A 16005-nucleotide genomic window follows, 5' to 3' on the forward strand; every position below is an offset into this window, starting at 1 on the left:
TGTTGCTGAAAGAAATTTTAGAATAAATTATTCTTTTTCCCAATTTGATGATTGGAAGTGGAAAATTTAAACAATTAACTTCCGGCGTCGCAGTTAAAACTGAGTAAAAAATCAGGTATTTATTTGTTAATTTTAAAAGTTAACCATCTAAATATCAATATTATGAAAACAGTTTTCAACCTTCCCCGCCTTCTTGGTGTATTATTTTTATGTTTTTCCATTTCCGGTTTTGCTCAAAATACCGAGAAGAAAAAATCGGCAGGTGATGCCGTGTATCAGGAATATCAACAAAATGGAATTGACAGTGCCCTGAAAAAATATGGGGAATTGAAATCCAAATCAGGGGAATATACCCTCACAGAGTGGGAACTCAACCGCATTGGTTACCAGATCATGATGGATGATGAAGACCTGGAAGCAGCAGAAAAGATCTTCAGCCTCAATATGAAAGAATATCCGCAGGCTGCCAACCCCCGGGATTCCTATGCCGATTATCTCATTGAAAAAGGAGATACTGAAGGTGCAAAAAAGTATTTAAAGGAATCGATTGCTATTGCAGAGAAAAGCGATAAGGAAGATGAACAAACCCGTATTTTTATGGGATCAAAAGCAAAACTGGCCAAGCTCGAAAATAAACACAAACAACTGGATTTTCTTGTTGGAAACTGGAACCTGAATTCTACAATGTTCACCAACGGGGTAGAAAGCGGTAAAGAAACTGGTACAGATGAAGTAGTTTATGAGGAAGCTTCTTCTCTTATCACCATCAACCATAAAAACAGCAATGGAGATATCATAGGAAAAAGGATGATGGTATATGATCCAATTGATGAAGCTTATGATGTGGTTTATATAAACACAATGGCTCCTATGGGAATAGAAAATTCGCGGATCAAAATTAAAGAGGCCGGTGATAATAAATTGGAATTAGTAGAAACCTACACCGACCGTAAAGGTGAAAAGAAAAAAATGAGGCATGAAATAAATAAAAAGGAAAATAATAAATTAGACTGGGTAATATTTGAATCGGGAGCAAATGAACAGGAATGGAAAAAGGTATATGCTATGAATATGGAAAAAAGAAATTAGAGATACTATTTCCTGAGAAAATGAGAGCCTTGCGGCTCTTATTTTTTTTTAAGCTTTGCCCGTAAAAACAAAATTCAAATTATGCCAAAACTATTTGTAATACTATCTTTACCTCCGGAAAAAATTAGGTGGGAAATTCGCATAACCTGAATATATTACATTCCAAAATGAAGATATGCAAATTTCATTTTTACCTTTTAAAAATATAATTATTTACAAATGAAGATCTCATATAACTGGCTTAAACAATTTATTAAACTTCCCCACGATCCTGAAAAAACAGGTTTTTTGCTAACAGATCTTGGACTTGAAGTAGAGGGGATCAAAAAATTTGAGAGCGTCAAAGGAGGTCTGCAGGGAATTGTGACCGGCCACGTACTTAGCTGCGAACAGCACCCAAATGCCGACAGGCTGAAGCTTTGCAAAATTGACGTTGGAAATGGCGAAATGCTTCAAATTGTGTGTGGAGCACCCAACATTGCCCAGGGACAGAAAGTTCCTGTAGCAACCATAGGTACAAGTTTATATGATGATAAAGGAGAATCCTTTGAAATCAAAAAAGGAAAGATTCGGGGCGAATCAAGTGAAGGAATGGTGTGCAGTGAAAGCGAGCTGGGATTGGGTAGCAGTCACGAGGGGATAATGGTTCTTAAAGAAGACCTGCAACCGGGAACCCCGGTTTCTGATGTTTTTGATATTGAAAGTGACCAGGTGTTTGAAATAGGGCTTACTCCCAACCGTGCCGATGCTATGAGTCACTGGGGAGTAGCGAGGGACCTGAAAGCAGGGTACCAGCAACAGGACCTTTCTCTTGAATTGATAACCCCTTCGGTAAGCGGTTTTCACGTTGATAACAGAGGATTCCGTATTCCTGTTAATGTTGATAATGCTGCCCTTGCGCCAAGATATTGCGGGGTAACCGTTTCGGGTATTACCGTGAAAGAATCTCCAAAATGGCTTCAAAACAGGCTGAAGGCAATTGGAATAAATCCCAAGAATAACCTGGTAGATATTTCAAATTACGTACTGCATGAATTGGGGCAACCTTTGCATTTCTTTGATGCAGATATGATCACCGGGGCAGAGATCCATGTGAAAACCCTGCCTGCAGGTACCAAATTCACCACCCTTGATGAAGTAGAAAGAGAACTGCATGAAGAGGACCTAATGATTTGTGATACCGAAAAACCTTTGGCAATTGCCGGTGTGTTTGGCGGTTTACATAGCGGGGTCACCAAAGAAACTACACGTATATTTATTGAGAGCGCCTACTTTAATCCCGTAAGCGTAAGAAAAACTGCAAAGCGACACGGGTTGAATACCGATGCTTCATTTAGATTTGAAAGAGGAATAGATCCAAATATTACGGAATATGCACTTAAGCGTGCTGCTCTACTTATCCTTGAGCTGGCGGGAGGAGAGATTACGAGTGATATTGAAGACCAGTATTTTAAAAAGATCGAAGACTTCCAGGTATTCCTTACGTTTGAAAAAGTAAATAAATTAATTGGCCAAAATCTGGCGCAGGAAACCATTAAATCTATTCTTGCATCCCTTGAGATTAGAGTAAACAACATCACCGAAACCGGGATGGGATTAACTATTCCATCCTACCGCGTAGATGTACAGCGGGAAGCAGATGTGATTGAGGAGATCCTGCGGGTTTATGGATATAACAATATTGAATTTGGCACAAAATTACAGGCTTCCATTTCGCCTTCCACCCGTTTTGAAGATTATAAACTTCAAAACCTAATCGCCAATCAACTGGTAGGACAGGGATTTTATGAGAGTATGGCAAATTCCCTTATAACCCCCGCTTATAATAAATTAAGCGAACAGATAAAGGAGGAATTTAATGTGAACATTCTTAATCCTTTAAGCCAGGACCTTTCGGTAATGAGACAAAGCCTGTTATTCTCCGGCCTGGAGGCGGTGAGTTATAACATCAACCGGAGGCAGGCAGACCTGCGATTATTTGAATTTGGAAAAACCTATCACATCTATGAAAGCGGGCGGGTGGAAAATAAACATTTAAGTGTTTTTGTTACCGGTAACCGGTTTACCGAAAGTTGGAACAGCCCTACAGGAAATGGAAATTTCTTTTTTATGAAGGGAATACTTCAAAGTATTTTCGAGAGATTGGGATTAACCAGTTTTAAAACCGGCTCGTTTAAAACAGATGTGCTGGCTGAAGGCTTATCCTTCAGTATTGGAAAATCACGGATTGCCGAGTTTGGAGTAGTTAAGAAAGCGGTTTTGAAACATTTTGACATCGCCCAGGAAGTACTCTATGCCGATCTAAACTGGGACCTGATCCTTGAAGCCGCGAAGACACATAAGACTACCTTCTCTCCTATTCCCAAATTCCCTGTTGTAAGAAGGGATTTTGCCTTATTGCTGGACAATGGAATCCAATATGAACAAGTAGAGGAGATCGCCCGGCAAACAGAAAAGAAACTTTTAAAGGGAGTAGATCTTTTTGATGTATATGAAGGAAAAAATTTGCCAGAAGGAAAGAAGAGTTATGCCGTAAGTTTTATGTTCCAGGATGAGCACAAGACCCTCACAGATGCACAGGTAGATAAAGTGATGAAAAAGCTGCAGCAGCGATTCGAACAGGAATTGCAGGCGGAGCTCAGGTAATAAATGTTGTTATAAAATAAAAAAGTCCTTTCCCGGTTTTTGGGAAAGGACTTTTTCTTTTCAGGCTGTAGTGCCGGAGCAACAAGCACAGCCTATTTACCGGGTAATAAAACGGTATCAAGAACGTGTATCACGCCATTAGACTGGTTAACATCTGCAATTGTAACTGTTGCAACATTTCCTGCAGCATCTTTGATCTTTACGTTTTTGCCGTCCATCATAGCTTTTAATTCAGCTCCATTTACGGTAGTAAAGGTCGCAGTACCATTACTCTTTTTAATTGCTGCAACAACATCTGCCGCTTTAAAATCTCCAGCAATCACATGATAGGTTAAGATCCCCTGCAACATTTCCTTGTTCTCCGGCTTTAACAGAGTTTCTACAGTTCCGGCAGGTAATTTTGCGAATGCGGAATTAGTAGGAGCAAAAACCGTGAATGGGCCCTCGCCCTGAAGAACACCCGCAAGATCTGCCGCAGTAACCGCCGCAACAAGGGTAGTATGATCTTTAGAATTAACCGCATTTTCCACAATGTTCTTCGAGGGGTACATCTCTGCTCCACCTACCATCTTAGATTCCTCCTTCATACTTTGAGCCTGAAGCGGCCCTCCTAATGTAAGTACAGCTACTAATACACTAAGGGATAAAAATTTCAACTTTTTCATAATTATATCTTTTTAATTTTGTTTAAAGATATATCTAAAAACTTAAACATTTTTAATAATGCTTAGAATTAGCATGAAGTTAACTACCGTTGAGACCCGGGAATAATTTTTAAAAGAAAAATTAACTTTTGTACCCGTTGTAACTTCAGGATCAATTGGTTAAATTAGAAGTTTTTAAATGCTGAAAGAAGATGAACTTGCGAAGAACCCATATACCCGAAAGAATTCTGCATTCCCGCAACCGCAGGATTGCCGAACAAGATCTTATCCAAGATGTTTACAAACTTTTAAATGACGAAGTCATTGAAGAAGCAAGGATCCATGACTCCTTGCATGATAGTGATGGAGACCGGGAGTACAACAATTTTAATTTTGACCTCCTGGAAAGGGAGCGTATTTTTCATCTTAAGGATATAGAAAAGATATGTATCAATTACCGGTTGCGTTTCCTTAAATCGGCATTATATAAGTTGGAATTTCCTTCAGAAGCAATTGAAAGGATCAAACAAATTGAAAATGAGCACGATATAAATCTTAAAGGGTTTAAAGTTATGGCTCCGGCTTCGGTGTTTAAATTAAAAAATGCCGATGACCCCTTGCTCTTCGCCCCAATGGGCAATAATTATTATTATTTAATACATTCCTGGGGAAGAGACCTGCATCCATTTAGAAAACTGCTTATGTGGCCCTACCGCAATCTTGAAAATTTTATGTTCAGCGTATTGCTTCTAAGCCTGTTTTTAACGACTCTTATTCCGCAGGGGATGTTTAGCCAGGAACAAACCACAACCCAGTTTATTATCCTTTTTCTATTTATGTTCAAATGGATCACGGGACTCGCTATTTTCTACGGATTCAAATTTGGCAAGAATTTTAGTTCAGCCATTTGGAGGAGTACCTTTTCCAATGCCTAGAACGTTAAACTCTTTTTAAAAACCCGCTTCTTGTGTCCTGTAATACGTACATTAGTTAAACTAAACAACCACCATGAGTACAGAAGATAATTACGAAAGAGTTTATACAGGATCTGATGTGAATGTACAATACCTTCAGGATCTGTTCAATAAAGCAGGTTTTTCATCCCGGGTAAGAAATGATTTTGATTCGGGGTTACGTGCAGGATTTGGAGGAGGCCTTCCGGGCCAGGTCCAGCTGTTTGTAATAAAGTCTCATTATGACGAAGCCCTGAAACTTGCAAAAACAACCTTCCCAAAAGATTATCACGATGAAGAATGATCTTTCTAACCGTGATGGGGAAGAGGAACCAACTTCCTCTGAAAATTTTGACAATGCACCACCACCCCGGAAAAATATCTGGAACCTCGTTTTAGGTATTGCTTTTATTGGCTATGGTTCCTACAGGGTCTATACCCTGTCAAATGATATTGAATCTAATGTCCTGGGATTTGTATTAGGAATAGGCTTTATAGCATTTGGGCTTTATGATCTCTGGAAATATAATAAAGGTATCTAGGAATGGTTACCTGTTAGGAGTTAGGAGTTAGGAGTTACAAGACACTCTTTTAAACCCAAAGCCCTGGCGCATACATTATTTTAAAACCAAAAAAAATCCGGATTGCTTTGAGCATCCCGGATTTTTTTGGTTTTATTCTTCAAAGGATTTTTATGCTTTTACAGAATACATCTTATCTCTCATTTCCTTTATTTTCTTATCATCCATATACTCGTCAAAAGTGGTATATCTGTCAATAATTCCTGAAGGAGTTAATTCTACAACCCTGTTGGCAACGGTTTGTGCAAATTCGTGATCATGCGTGGTAAACAACACAGTTCCTTTAAAGTTTTTAAGGGAGTTGTTGAAGGCCGTAATAGATTCAAGATCCAGGTGGTTGGTTGGCTCATCCAGCATCAACACATTGGCACGCATCATCATCATTCGGCTTAGCATACACCTTACCTTCTCTCCACCTGAAAGTACACGGGAAGTTTTCAATGCTTCCTCCCCGCTGAATATCATTTTACCCAGAAATCCGCGAATGTACACTTCTTCTCTTTCTTCATCTGTCTTCGCCCATTGTCTTAACCAGTCAACCAGCGTAAGGTCATTTTCAAAAAAGGAAGCATTATCAAGGGGTAAATAGGACTGGGTAGTGGTAATACCCCAGGAATATGTACCTGCGGTTTGTTTTTGATTCCCGTTAAGGATCTCATAGAATGCCGTTGTAGCACGTGAATCTCTTGAAAAGATAACAACCTTGTCCCCTTTTTTAAGGTTAAGATCAAGGTCCTTAAATAAAACTTCTCCTTCCGCAGAAGCGGCCAATCCTTCAATATTCAGGATCTGGTCTCCCGCCTCTCTTTCTCTTTCAAAAATAATGGCAGGGTATCTACGGCTGGAAGGTCGAATTTCTTCAATATTCAATTTCTCGATCATTTTCTTACGCGAAGTAGCCTGCTTTGATTTAGCTACGTTTGCGCTAAATCGCATGATAAATTCCTGCAGTTCCTTTTTCTTTTCCTCCGCCTTTTTATTTTGCTGGGAACGTTGCCTCGCAGCAAGTTGCGATGATTCATACCAGAATGTATAATTCCCGCTGTAATGGTTTATTTTACCAAAATCGATATCGGAAATATGGGTACATACCGAATCCAGAAAGTGACGGTCGTGAGAAACCACGATCACGGTATTTTCATAATTGGCAAGGAAATTTTCCAGCCAGATGATCGCTTCATAATCTAGATCATTGGTAGGCTCATCCATAATAAGAACATCGGGATTTCCAAATAGTGCCTGTGCGAGAAGCACCCTTACCTTTTGCTGCCCTTCAAGATCTTTCATAAGGGAATAATGGTAATCTGGCTTTATTCCCAGGTTTGAAAGAAGGGAAGCCGCATTACTATCGGCATTCCAGCCATCCATTTCCTCAAATTCTACCTGTAGTACTCCTACCCGCTCCCCATCGGCATCGTTGAAATCTTCCTTTGCGTAGATCTCATCCATTTCTTTTTTGATCTTATAGAGCGGCTTATTACCCATAATTACTGTTTCCAAAACCGGGTATTCATCATATAAATTATGATTTTGTTCAAGAACAGACATGCGTTTTCCCGGTTCAAGAAAAACCCTACCGCTGGTAGGTTCACTTTTACCTGAAATAATATTTAAAAAGGTGGATTTTCCGGCTCCGTTGGCACCTATTATTCCATAGATATTACCCTGGGTGAAACTGGTGGAAACCTCATCAAACAACACGCGCTTACCAAATTGCACCGAAAGATTTGAAACTGATAACATATATTATATTGTATTAATTCTTTTAATTTTTGCAAAAGTAGCTATAATTGACCGATTGCTAAAAGATTAACAGTTTAAATAATCCTTTTAACAAACACTTAACGCGCTTCCCAAGCCTCAAAAATTACATTTGTTTCTTTACAAAATAGCAGCCTCCGGCCCCACAATTTCCTCATGAAAATAAAGTTAATCTTTAGCATTCTGGTTACGCTTGCTTTACACTCTTGTAAAAATGATTCTGAATCAAAAGATATCTATTTTGGAGGCCTTATTGTAAATCCTACCAGTAAGTTCGTAGTCTTGTTGAAAAAAGATGTAGTGGTGGACACCTTTTATCTTGATAGCGAAAATAAGTTTGGTGGTAAGCTTATAAATGCTGAAAAAGGCCTGTACGTTTTTAAACATCCGCCGGAAAATCAAATTACCTACCTTGAACCGGGTGATAGCACTTTAGTCTTTTTAAATACCCTGGAATTTGATGAATCCCTTACTTTTAGTGGCAACGGTGCCGAAAAAAGTAATTTCCTCAATACAATGTATCTTTTAAATCAGGAAAACAATGACCTGATCCTTAAAAATTACCAACTTAGCCCTGCTAATTTTGTAGCTAAAACAGATTCTATAAGAGAAGCCAGAATTAATAATCTTGAAAGGACACATAACCGGAAAAATTTCTCTGACGAATTTTACAAACTGGCCCTTTCAACTATAAATTATGAATATTATGATCTTAGGGAGCGCTATGCGTATCTCCTTAGAAAATATTCCCGGGAAACAATAAACCAGCTCCCTGAAGATTTCCATGCCTATCGTAAGGATATTTCATTTAACGATGAAGAGCTGGAAGACTATTACGTGTACCTTAATCTTATTGATGACTATTTAAGGACCCGATCCCTGGAATACTGTGCAGAGAACAATATCAAAGAGGCCGGATGTTATGAACTTTCAGATTATAAAAATATCAGGAGAAGAATCATTCTTGTAGATTCACTCATTGAAAATGAAAGAATTAAAAACATTTTTGTAGACCGGCTGGCAGCCCAGGGAATCATTTTTTCCAAAAGCAGGGAAGAGATCATTGCCGTATTGGACCTGCTCAAGGAGATAGATTATTCCGGAAAACGAAATGAAGATTTCCGGCAAATGGGGGGAATACAAAATGCTCTCCTCCCCGGGAATAATGTAGGTGAAATGAAACTACTCACTACAAATCTGGATACAATTCAATTAAAAGATATTTCCAATAATCCTAAGATAACCTATCATTGGTCTTTAAATGCACAGAGACATCACAAATGGCAACATAAGCTCATAAATGAATTAAGGGTAAAATATCCGGAGATTGAATTTATAGGAATAAACATTGACAGGGATCAGGTCTCCGCCTGGAAAAATTCTGTTCAAAATCAATCCTATAATGCAGAATTTGAATATAAATTACCTTTAATGCGGGTCAACGAAGTTCTTCTCAAAAATTATTTGAACAAATTGATCTTTGTAGATGGTAAAGGGAAAATAGTACGGGGAGATGTGCAAATTAACAGTCTGGACCACGAAACCAGTATTCTGGAATTCCTTAGCCAGAATTAAAGAAAATTCAAACCAAAAGAAAAGCCCTCTGTAAGAAAATCAGAGGGCTTTTTTATTTTAATAATTATATGTCTATATAGTTTATTCTAATTCCCTTTCTTATAATCTGCCAGGAATTTTTCAAGTCCACTATCTGTAAGCGGGTGATTTAATAAACTGGTGATCGAGGATAAAGGCCCAGTCATAACATCGGCTCCTATTTTGGCGCATTCCAGGATATGCATAGAATGCCTTACAGATGCAGCAAGGATTTGGGTTTCAAATCCGTAATTATCGTAAATAAGCCTTATATCGGCAATAAGGTTTAACCCGTCTGTTGATATATCATCAAGTCTTCCAATAAATGGAGAAACATAGGTAGCTCCGGCCTTTGCGGCAAGAAGTGCCTGTCCCGCAGTAAAAACAAGGGTACAGTTAGTTCTTATTCCTTTATCGCTAAAATACTTAATTGCTTTGATCCCTTCTTTGATCATAGGTACTTTTACAACGATCTGGTCGTGAAGTTTTGCAAGCTCCTCCCCTTCTTTAATGATCCCGTCAAAATCTGTCGAAATCACCTCTGCACTTACATCGCCGTCTACGATCTCGCAAATTTTCTTATAATGCGCAATAATATTTTCCTTTCCCGTGATTCCCTCTTTTGCCATAAGGGAAGGATTGGTAGTTACACCATCAAGCACGCCTAGATCCTGAGCTTCTTTGATCTGGTCCAGATTTGCGGTATCAATAAAAAATTTCATATGTATTTATTTAGTTGTGTTTTCAGGATTTCAAGGCTTTAGAACCAATGTCTAAAGAGAGTCACAAATTTACAATTTATAATGTTTTAGCAACATTTTCTCATACACTTTATCCGGAAGGATCCTTTTTAGGGCAATAGAGAATTTTTGCAATGGCTCTCCTACTTTATAATGGCCGCGGGGATTGGGAGTTTGAATGATCTTGAGAATTGCCCTTGCCATAACTTGCGGATCTTTTCCAGAATCTACATGTTGGTTCATTATCTCCAGCGTATTTTTATAGGCTGCCTTATAAGGTGAATTATCCATGACCGGCGCGTGATATCTCCCGGCCGCTATATTGGTAGCAAAATCTCCGGGTGCCACATTGGTCATTTTTATATTAAAATCTTTTAATTCCATCCTGAAAGCTTCGGTTGTGAGCTCGAGCGCTCCTTTGGTGGCAGAGTAAATCCCGCGGTAAGGAAGCCCCATATAACCGGCAATGGAAGTTATGTTAATTATAAGGCCACCACCCTGTTCTCTCATGTGTGGAAGTACGGCTTTGGTGACGTTCAGTGGGCCAAAATAATTGGTGTCAAATGCTTTCTTTATCTCCTCCTCCGGTGTTTCCTCAATAGGGCCCGTAATACCAACCCCGGCATTATTTATAAGAACATCTATCCGGCCTTCTTTTTCAAGGATATGCTTTACTGCCGCTCCAATTGTCTCTTTTTTGGTAACATCAAGGGCAACCAGGGGAAATGGGGAATCAGACCCTGTCTGGGGGTTTCTACTGGTGCCGTAAACTTTGAAATTTTTATGCTGAAGGAATTCGCCTATGGACCTTCCTATTCCGGAAGAGCCTCCTGTAATAAGGACAACTTTAGAAGAAGTATCTGTTTTCATAGACCACAAAGATGGGATAAAATTTAAACATCAGATACAAAAAATGGCAAGCGACCCACATCACACCGCTACGACCACTTACCCTTGCTGCGTTCCCGCCCTGGGGGAGTCAGCAGGAGCTGGTTGTGTGGGACTTGCCGGTGCAAATATACAATCTTTGATACATTTCACAAGGCTTTTTTAAATTGAATTAATTATTTTAGCCCTAAGTAAATTCCCATATTTCAATGAAGAAAGTTAACCTACTGTCACTGTTTATTTTAAATCTTATATTTTTTTCCTGCGGAAGTAATTCCGGAAATAAAACCAGTGATTTTTCTCTTAATTTTACAGCTTCCAAAACCGAATATCAGCTGGGAGAAACGGTTGAAGTAGCTATCAAAAATCTTAAGAACCGCCAGATAGATTCGGTTAGGTTCTTTTTGAATGAAAATAATCTTGGAACCGGAACTTCGGGAAATATGCTGAAATTTCAGCTGAAAGATGAAAAATTGGGAAACCAGGTGATAAAGGCGATGGTCTTTTCTGAAGGAGAAAAAGACACCCTGCAGCTTCCTGTAAAGATTTACAATTCAACCCCACCCACGGTTTATACCTATAAGATTGTAAACACCTATCCTCATGACCGCACGGCTTATACCCAGGGCCTGGAATTTTATCGGGATACTTTATATGAAAGCACTGGGCAGTACGGAAGGTCTTCCCTAAGAAAAACAAATTTTGAAACCGGGGAAGTCCTGTCAAAAATTGACCTGGCCGATAAATATTTTGGGGAAGGCCTATCTGTCCTGAATGACAAGATCTACCAGCTTACCTGGAATGAGGGGGAAGGTCTAATTTATGATATATCAACTTTAGCGAAGGAGGGCAGCTTTAAATTTAACCAGAGCAAAGAAGGTTGGGGGCTGTGTAATGATGGTACCCGGTTTTATAAGAGCGATGGCACCGAAAAGATATGGATCCTCAACGGCACAACACTGGCAGAGGAAACCTATATCCAGCCCACCACCCATAGATCAATCTCTACGCAGTTGAACGAGTTGGAATGGGTTGAGGGTAAGATCTATGCCAATACCTATCAAAAGGACGGGGTTGCAATTATTAATCCTGAAAACGGTGCCATTGAAGGCTTAATTAATTTTCAGGGATTGCGGGATCAGGTTACACAGCACGCAGATCTGGACGTCCTAAATGGAATTGCCTATAATCCTAACACCAAAAAACTATACGTTACAGGAAAGAACTGGGATAAACTTTTTGAGGTCGAGATTATTAAAAAATGAGCCACACCCCCCAAATATTTGAACAAACCCTCAGGGTAAAGGAATCTGACCTTGACGAGCTGGAGCACGTAAATAATGTGCGCTATGTGCAATGGATGGAAGATGTTGCCAAAGCGCACTGGGAAACGCGGGCGGCAAATGAGTACCGGGATAAATATTTCTGGATAGTTCTCAGGCACGAGATAGATTATAAGGGCCAGGCCTTTAATGGCGATGAACTTTTACTTCAAACTTTTGTAGGGGATCACACTCATGTTACCTCTCAACGTTTTGTGAATATTCGCAATAAAGCTACCAATAAGATCCTTATTGCTGCGAAATCAACCTGGTGCCTGATAGATCAGGAAACAAAAAAACCCGCGAAGATCTCTGAAGAGATGTTCCGGGATTTTTATGTTTAAACCTGGATTTGATTACAGGTATTTTGCTACTATTTTTACCGCTTCTATAGTGGCGTCAAGGTCTTCATAGGATAAAGCTTCAGTAATAAACCAGGTTTCAAAGGCACTGGGCGCAATATAAATCCCGTTATCCAGCATTCCATGGAAGAACTGTTTAAAGGTGTGATTATTCCCATGGGCAGCCGTCTCAAAATTGCTTACTTCTCCTTCACAAAAATGCACAGATATCATAGATCCCAATCTATTAATTGTATGCGGAATGTTGTAGGAATTCAAAGCTGCCTGTATACCTTTATGCAGGTAAGCGGTTTTTTCATCTATACTTTTAAAGATCTCGCGGTTTTGGTCAAGTTCGGTTAGCATAGCCAATCCGGCAGCCATTGCCAGGGGGTTCCCACTAAGAGTACCGGCCTGATATACAGGGCCAATTGGCGCCAGCATATCCATGATCTCTGCCCGGGCAGCAAAAGCTCCCACAGGAAGACCCCCTCCTATAACCTTCCCAAAAGTTACAATATCTGCATTTATCCCGAATCTTTCCTGAACCCCGCCAGGGGCAAGCCGGAAGCCGGTCATTACCTCATCAAATATCAACAGAATTTCATTTTCATCGCATAACCTGCGCAGGCCAGATAAGAAACCGTCCCGTGGAGGTATACATCCCATGTTCCCTGCAACAGGCTCCAGGATTATACAGGCGATCTCCCCTGTATTAGCCTCTACCAGTTTTCGCACGCTGTCAATGTCATTAAATATGGCCAGTAAGGTATCTTTGGCCGTCCCCTGGGTTACCCCGGGGCTGTTCGGAGTTCCAAAGGTAACAGCGCCACTGCCGGCCTGGATCAAAAAAGAATCGCTGTGGCCGTGATAGCAACCGGCGAATTTTATGATCTTCTCCCGTTTTGTGAATCCGCGTGCAAGCCTTACAGCACTCATACAGGCCTCTGTGCCTGAATTTACCATTCTTATCTTATCTATATTAGGAACCAATTTCACGGCAAGTTCTGCGATCCTCGTTTCAATCTCGGTAGGTGTTCCAAAGGATGTTCCTAATTTCGCCTTTTCAATAACGGCATCTACAACAGGTTTATAAGCGTGCCCAAGGATCATGGGTCCCCAGGAATTAATGTAATCTATATATCTATTCCCGTCTACATCATATAAATAAGCGCCTTCTGCCCGTTCAATAAAAACGGGATCCCCGCCAACTGCATTAAACGCCCTTACCGGAGAATTTACGCCCCCGGGAATTACTTTTTGAGCTTCAGCAAAAAGCTCACTACTTCTTTTATAAGTCATTATTATTTTATCTTTACGGCACCACGAGTTCCTGGCCTATGGAAATCGTAGTGTCCCTTAAATTATTTTTTTTCTGAATATTCTCTACCGTGGTGTTATACCTGCGCGCGATGGAATATAAAGTGTCCCCCTGTTGCACACGATGTACAGGTCCATCCCGCTCTACTACCGGCGATCTCCTTAAGGTTCCTTTTATACCCAACACCTCCTCGTCAAATTTATGTAGCTCGTAGCGCTCAATAATATCTATAAGCTTTTTGGGGTAAAGTTTATCTGTTGCATAACCTGCACTCCTTAAGCCTTTCGCCCAACCCTCATAATCGTCAATTTTGAGATCAAAAAGCCCGGCATAGCGTTTTCTTTCCGATAAGAAGAGCGAATGGTCACGGTAGGAATATTTGGGGTCATTATATTTCCTGAAGCATTCCTGGGAACTGTCATCATCATGATAGACCCTATCCCCTTTCCACTCGTGACATTTTATTCCAAAATGATTATTGGCTCTAAGACTAAGATCTCCACGGCCTGCGCCAGATTCCAGGATCCCCTGGGCCAGGGTTATACTGGCCGGGATTTTATACAGCCGCATTTCTTCCTGAGCTATATTCGCAAAGTTTGAAATATATTCTTCAACAACATTAGCATAATTTTTAACGGGGGCATCAGGCCTGTGGGTCCTTTCAACACTCTCGGTTCTTTGGGCCCGAGGACTTTCAGAAGAAACTGTTTTCTTTTTACTTCCGCAGGAAGAAATAAAGATCCCGGCTAAAATAAGTATGATGAGTTGTTTTATTTTCATTATAAAATATCAATTTGGGGAAGACCTTTTTTCATTAACAACCTATTCATTCCTGCATTTCCCTGTAATCCTCCCGTATGAATGGCTAAAATACGGGAATTTTGAGGAAATGCGGAGCTTTGAATAAGATCAAAAATACCAAAAAACATCTTTCCAGTATAAACGGGATCCAGGGGAATATGGTATTTTTTCTGAAAATCATTTATAAAATCAATAAGCGCTGAATTAATTTTCCCATAACCCCCAAAATGATACTCTTTTTGAAGGTTCCAGTTTTTCCTGGAAGTATATTTTAGTATCTCATCTTTAAGGAAATTACCTTTCAACGCAGGGAAACCAATAATTTTTTGATGTGGAAGTGATGAATTTATAATACCAGAGATGGTGCCCCCGGTACCAACGGCACAACAAATGAAATCAAAACCGGTACTCTTTTCATCCAGGATTTCCTCACAGCCTTTTATAGCCAGGGAATTCGTGCCGCCCTCTGGCAGCAGGTAAAAGTCTCCGAATTCCCCGAGAAGACCTTCTATAAACAAAGGGGTATCCTTCTCTCTGTAGTTATCACGGGAAATAAATTTAAGTTCCATATCCCGGGATGTTGCGTATTTAAGCGTGGGGTTTTGCAAAAATGTTTTAGAAAGATCTTCTGCGAGTTCCTCACCTCTTATAATGCCAATAGTTTTAAAACCAAAGAGCTTTCCCGCGGCAGCCACGGCTGCAATATGATTGGAAAATGCACCTCCAAAGGTAAGCAGGGTGTCTTTGTTTTGACCCCGTGCCGCCAGAAGATTGTGTTTAAGTTTCCTGAATTTATTTCCCGAAACTTCGGGGTGTAGCAGATCTTCCCTTTTTACATAAAGCGAAATATTAGAGGTATCAAAGGTTTTAACCAGTTGTACCGGAGAAGGGGTTAATGCAGGATCCAATAATGTTTTTATCATTCAAATACCTTAGGTCAATGCTTTGCTGCGGGGTCAGGAAGTTGCGAAAAGATATTTTGTAAAATTCCAGACCTTCCTTTGGGAACAATAATCCATATTAAACTCGTTGCGGTAAGCCTCCCTTTCAAATGAAATATTATAATACGCTTTATAAGCATTTCTATATAACAAATACCGAATGAGGAATTCTCCCGTATACCACAAATAGAAAGGAACTACCAAAAGTTCCAGCTGTTGCTTTAAATGTATGCGTTCGTGATTGAGAAAAACCGCATCTGTTATCATTCCTTTGTCACGAATAATTACGAACGGCCACAAGCTTACTCCTTTAAATCCTTTGCCTAAAAAAAATTTGTTTACTACCACGATCATAGCTGCAAGCTAAGAATTTGTATTTTTGCA

At 39.9% G+C, this 16005-nt stretch carries 16 protein-coding genes and 1 other RNA gene; 8 read left to right on the forward strand and 9 right to left on the reverse strand.

All coding sequences use genetic code 11. The features are described 5' to 3' along the window. The first annotated feature begins 162 nt into the window (after positions 1 to 162). Both FK178_RS07355 and pheT read left to right on the forward strand, forming a co-directional pair. The gene (locus FK178_RS07355; RefSeq protein ID WP_146832904.1) at positions 163 to 1089 is read left to right on the forward strand and encodes a DUF1579 domain-containing protein; all 927 of its coding nucleotides are present in this window, start codon (positions 163 to 165) and stop codon (positions 1087 to 1089) included. A 219-nt stretch (positions 1090 to 1308) separates the two neighbouring features. Next, positions 1309 to 3735: a phenylalanine--tRNA ligase subunit beta gene (pheT, locus tag FK178_RS07360; RefSeq protein ID WP_146832907.1), complete on the forward strand. Its 2427-nt coding sequence runs from the start codon at positions 1309 to 1311 to the stop codon at positions 3733 to 3735. 92 nt (positions 3736 to 3827) lie between these two features. Here pheT and FK178_RS07365 read toward each other — a convergent pair whose 3' ends face one another. Then, positions 3828 to 4400, reverse strand: coding sequence for a fasciclin domain-containing protein (locus tag FK178_RS07365; RefSeq protein WP_146832910.1), 573 nt, complete (start codon positions 4398 to 4400; stop codon positions 3828 to 3830). A gap of 191 nt (positions 4401 to 4591) precedes the next feature. Here FK178_RS07365 and FK178_RS07370 point away from each other — a divergent pair, with 191 nt between their 5' ends. From FK178_RS07370 to FK178_RS07380, 3 genes are all read left to right on the forward strand, one after another. Beyond that, positions 4592 to 5314 carry a hypothetical protein gene (locus tag FK178_RS07370; protein WP_146832913.1) on the forward strand — a complete coding sequence of 241 codons (723 nt, stop codon included), beginning with the start codon at positions 4592 to 4594 and terminating at the stop codon, positions 5312 to 5314. 73 nt (positions 5315 to 5387) lie between these two features. After that, positions 5388 to 5636 (forward strand): putative signal transducing protein, encoded by a 249-nt coding sequence (locus tag FK178_RS07375; protein ID WP_146832916.1) that lies wholly within the window; start codon positions 5388 to 5390, stop codon positions 5634 to 5636. Then, positions 5626 to 5874, forward strand: a complete 249-nt coding sequence (locus FK178_RS07380; protein ID WP_146832919.1) for a hypothetical protein — start codon at positions 5626 to 5628, stop codon at positions 5872 to 5874. Before FK178_RS07375 ends, FK178_RS07380 begins: the two co-directional genes overlap by 11 nt. Before the next feature lie 150 nt (positions 5875 to 6024). On the opposite strand, the gene FK178_RS07385 is transcribed toward FK178_RS07380, so the two are convergent. Then, complete coding sequence (locus FK178_RS07385; protein ID WP_146832922.1) at positions 6025 to 7656, reverse strand: ABC-F family ATP-binding cassette domain-containing protein; 1632 nt, start codon at positions 7654 to 7656, stop codon at positions 6025 to 6027. Positions 7657 to 7830: 174 nt separating this feature from the next. Here FK178_RS07385 and FK178_RS07390 point away from each other — a divergent pair, with 174 nt between their 5' ends. Beyond that, positions 7831 to 9249, forward strand: a complete 1419-nt coding sequence (locus tag FK178_RS07390) for a hypothetical protein (RefSeq protein ID WP_146832925.1) — start codon at positions 7831 to 7833, stop codon at positions 9247 to 9249. A gap of 86 nt (positions 9250 to 9335) precedes the next feature. Here FK178_RS07390 and fsa read toward each other — a convergent pair whose 3' ends face one another. From fsa to ffs, 3 genes are all read right to left on the reverse strand, one after another. Continuing rightward, a complete protein-coding gene (fsa, locus tag FK178_RS07395; RefSeq protein WP_146832928.1) occupies positions 9336 to 9989 on the reverse strand; it encodes a fructose-6-phosphate aldolase in 654 nt (217 codons plus the stop codon). A gap of 69 nt (positions 9990 to 10058) precedes the next feature. Next, positions 10059 to 10877, reverse strand: coding sequence for an SDR family oxidoreductase (locus FK178_RS07400; RefSeq protein WP_146832931.1), 819 nt, complete (start codon positions 10875 to 10877; stop codon positions 10059 to 10061). A 41-nt stretch (positions 10878 to 10918) separates the two neighbouring features. Continuing rightward, positions 10919 to 11017: signal recognition particle sRNA small type (gene ffs, locus FK178_RS07405), an RNA gene on the reverse strand. 87 nt (positions 11018 to 11104) lie between these two features. On the opposite strand from ffs, the gene FK178_RS07410 reads away from it, so the two are divergent. Together FK178_RS07410 and FK178_RS07415 are read left to right on the forward strand one after the other, a co-directional pair. Further along, positions 11105 to 12160 (forward strand): glutaminyl-peptide cyclotransferase, encoded by a 1056-nt coding sequence (locus FK178_RS07410; RefSeq protein ID WP_146832934.1) that lies wholly within the window; start codon positions 11105 to 11107, stop codon positions 12158 to 12160. Next, positions 12157 to 12561 carry an acyl-CoA thioesterase gene (locus FK178_RS07415; protein WP_146832937.1) on the forward strand — a complete coding sequence of 135 codons (405 nt, stop codon included), beginning with the start codon at positions 12157 to 12159 and terminating at the stop codon, positions 12559 to 12561. Before FK178_RS07410 ends, FK178_RS07415 begins: the two co-directional genes overlap by 4 nt. A 12-nt stretch (positions 12562 to 12573) precedes the next feature. Here FK178_RS07415 and hemL read toward each other — a convergent pair whose 3' ends face one another. The 4 genes from hemL to FK178_RS07435 are packed head-to-tail and all read right to left on the reverse strand — an operon-like array spanning position 12574 to position 15975. Further along, positions 12574 to 13860 (reverse strand): glutamate-1-semialdehyde 2,1-aminomutase, encoded by a 1287-nt coding sequence (hemL, locus tag FK178_RS07420; protein ID WP_146832940.1) that lies wholly within the window; start codon positions 13858 to 13860, stop codon positions 12574 to 12576. A gap of 13 nt (positions 13861 to 13873) precedes the next feature. Continuing rightward, positions 13874 to 14659, reverse strand: a complete 786-nt coding sequence (locus FK178_RS07425) for a glucosaminidase domain-containing protein (protein WP_146832943.1) — start codon at positions 14657 to 14659, stop codon at positions 13874 to 13876. Further along, positions 14659 to 15603 carry a 1-aminocyclopropane-1-carboxylate deaminase/D-cysteine desulfhydrase gene (locus FK178_RS07430; RefSeq protein WP_146832946.1) on the reverse strand — a complete coding sequence of 315 codons (945 nt, stop codon included), beginning with the start codon at positions 15601 to 15603 and terminating at the stop codon, positions 14659 to 14661. The genes FK178_RS07425 and FK178_RS07430 overlap by 1 nt, the downstream gene beginning before the upstream one ends. 33 nt (positions 15604 to 15636) lie before the next feature. Next, positions 15637 to 15975 (reverse strand): hypothetical protein, encoded by a 339-nt coding sequence (locus tag FK178_RS07435; protein WP_146832949.1) that lies wholly within the window; start codon positions 15973 to 15975, stop codon positions 15637 to 15639. Positions 15976 to 16005 lie beyond the last annotated feature (30 nt).

The organism is Antarcticibacterium arcticum (assembly GCF_007993795.1).
Lineage (GTDB): Bacteria > Bacteroidota > Bacteroidia > Flavobacteriales > Flavobacteriaceae > Gillisia > Gillisia arctica.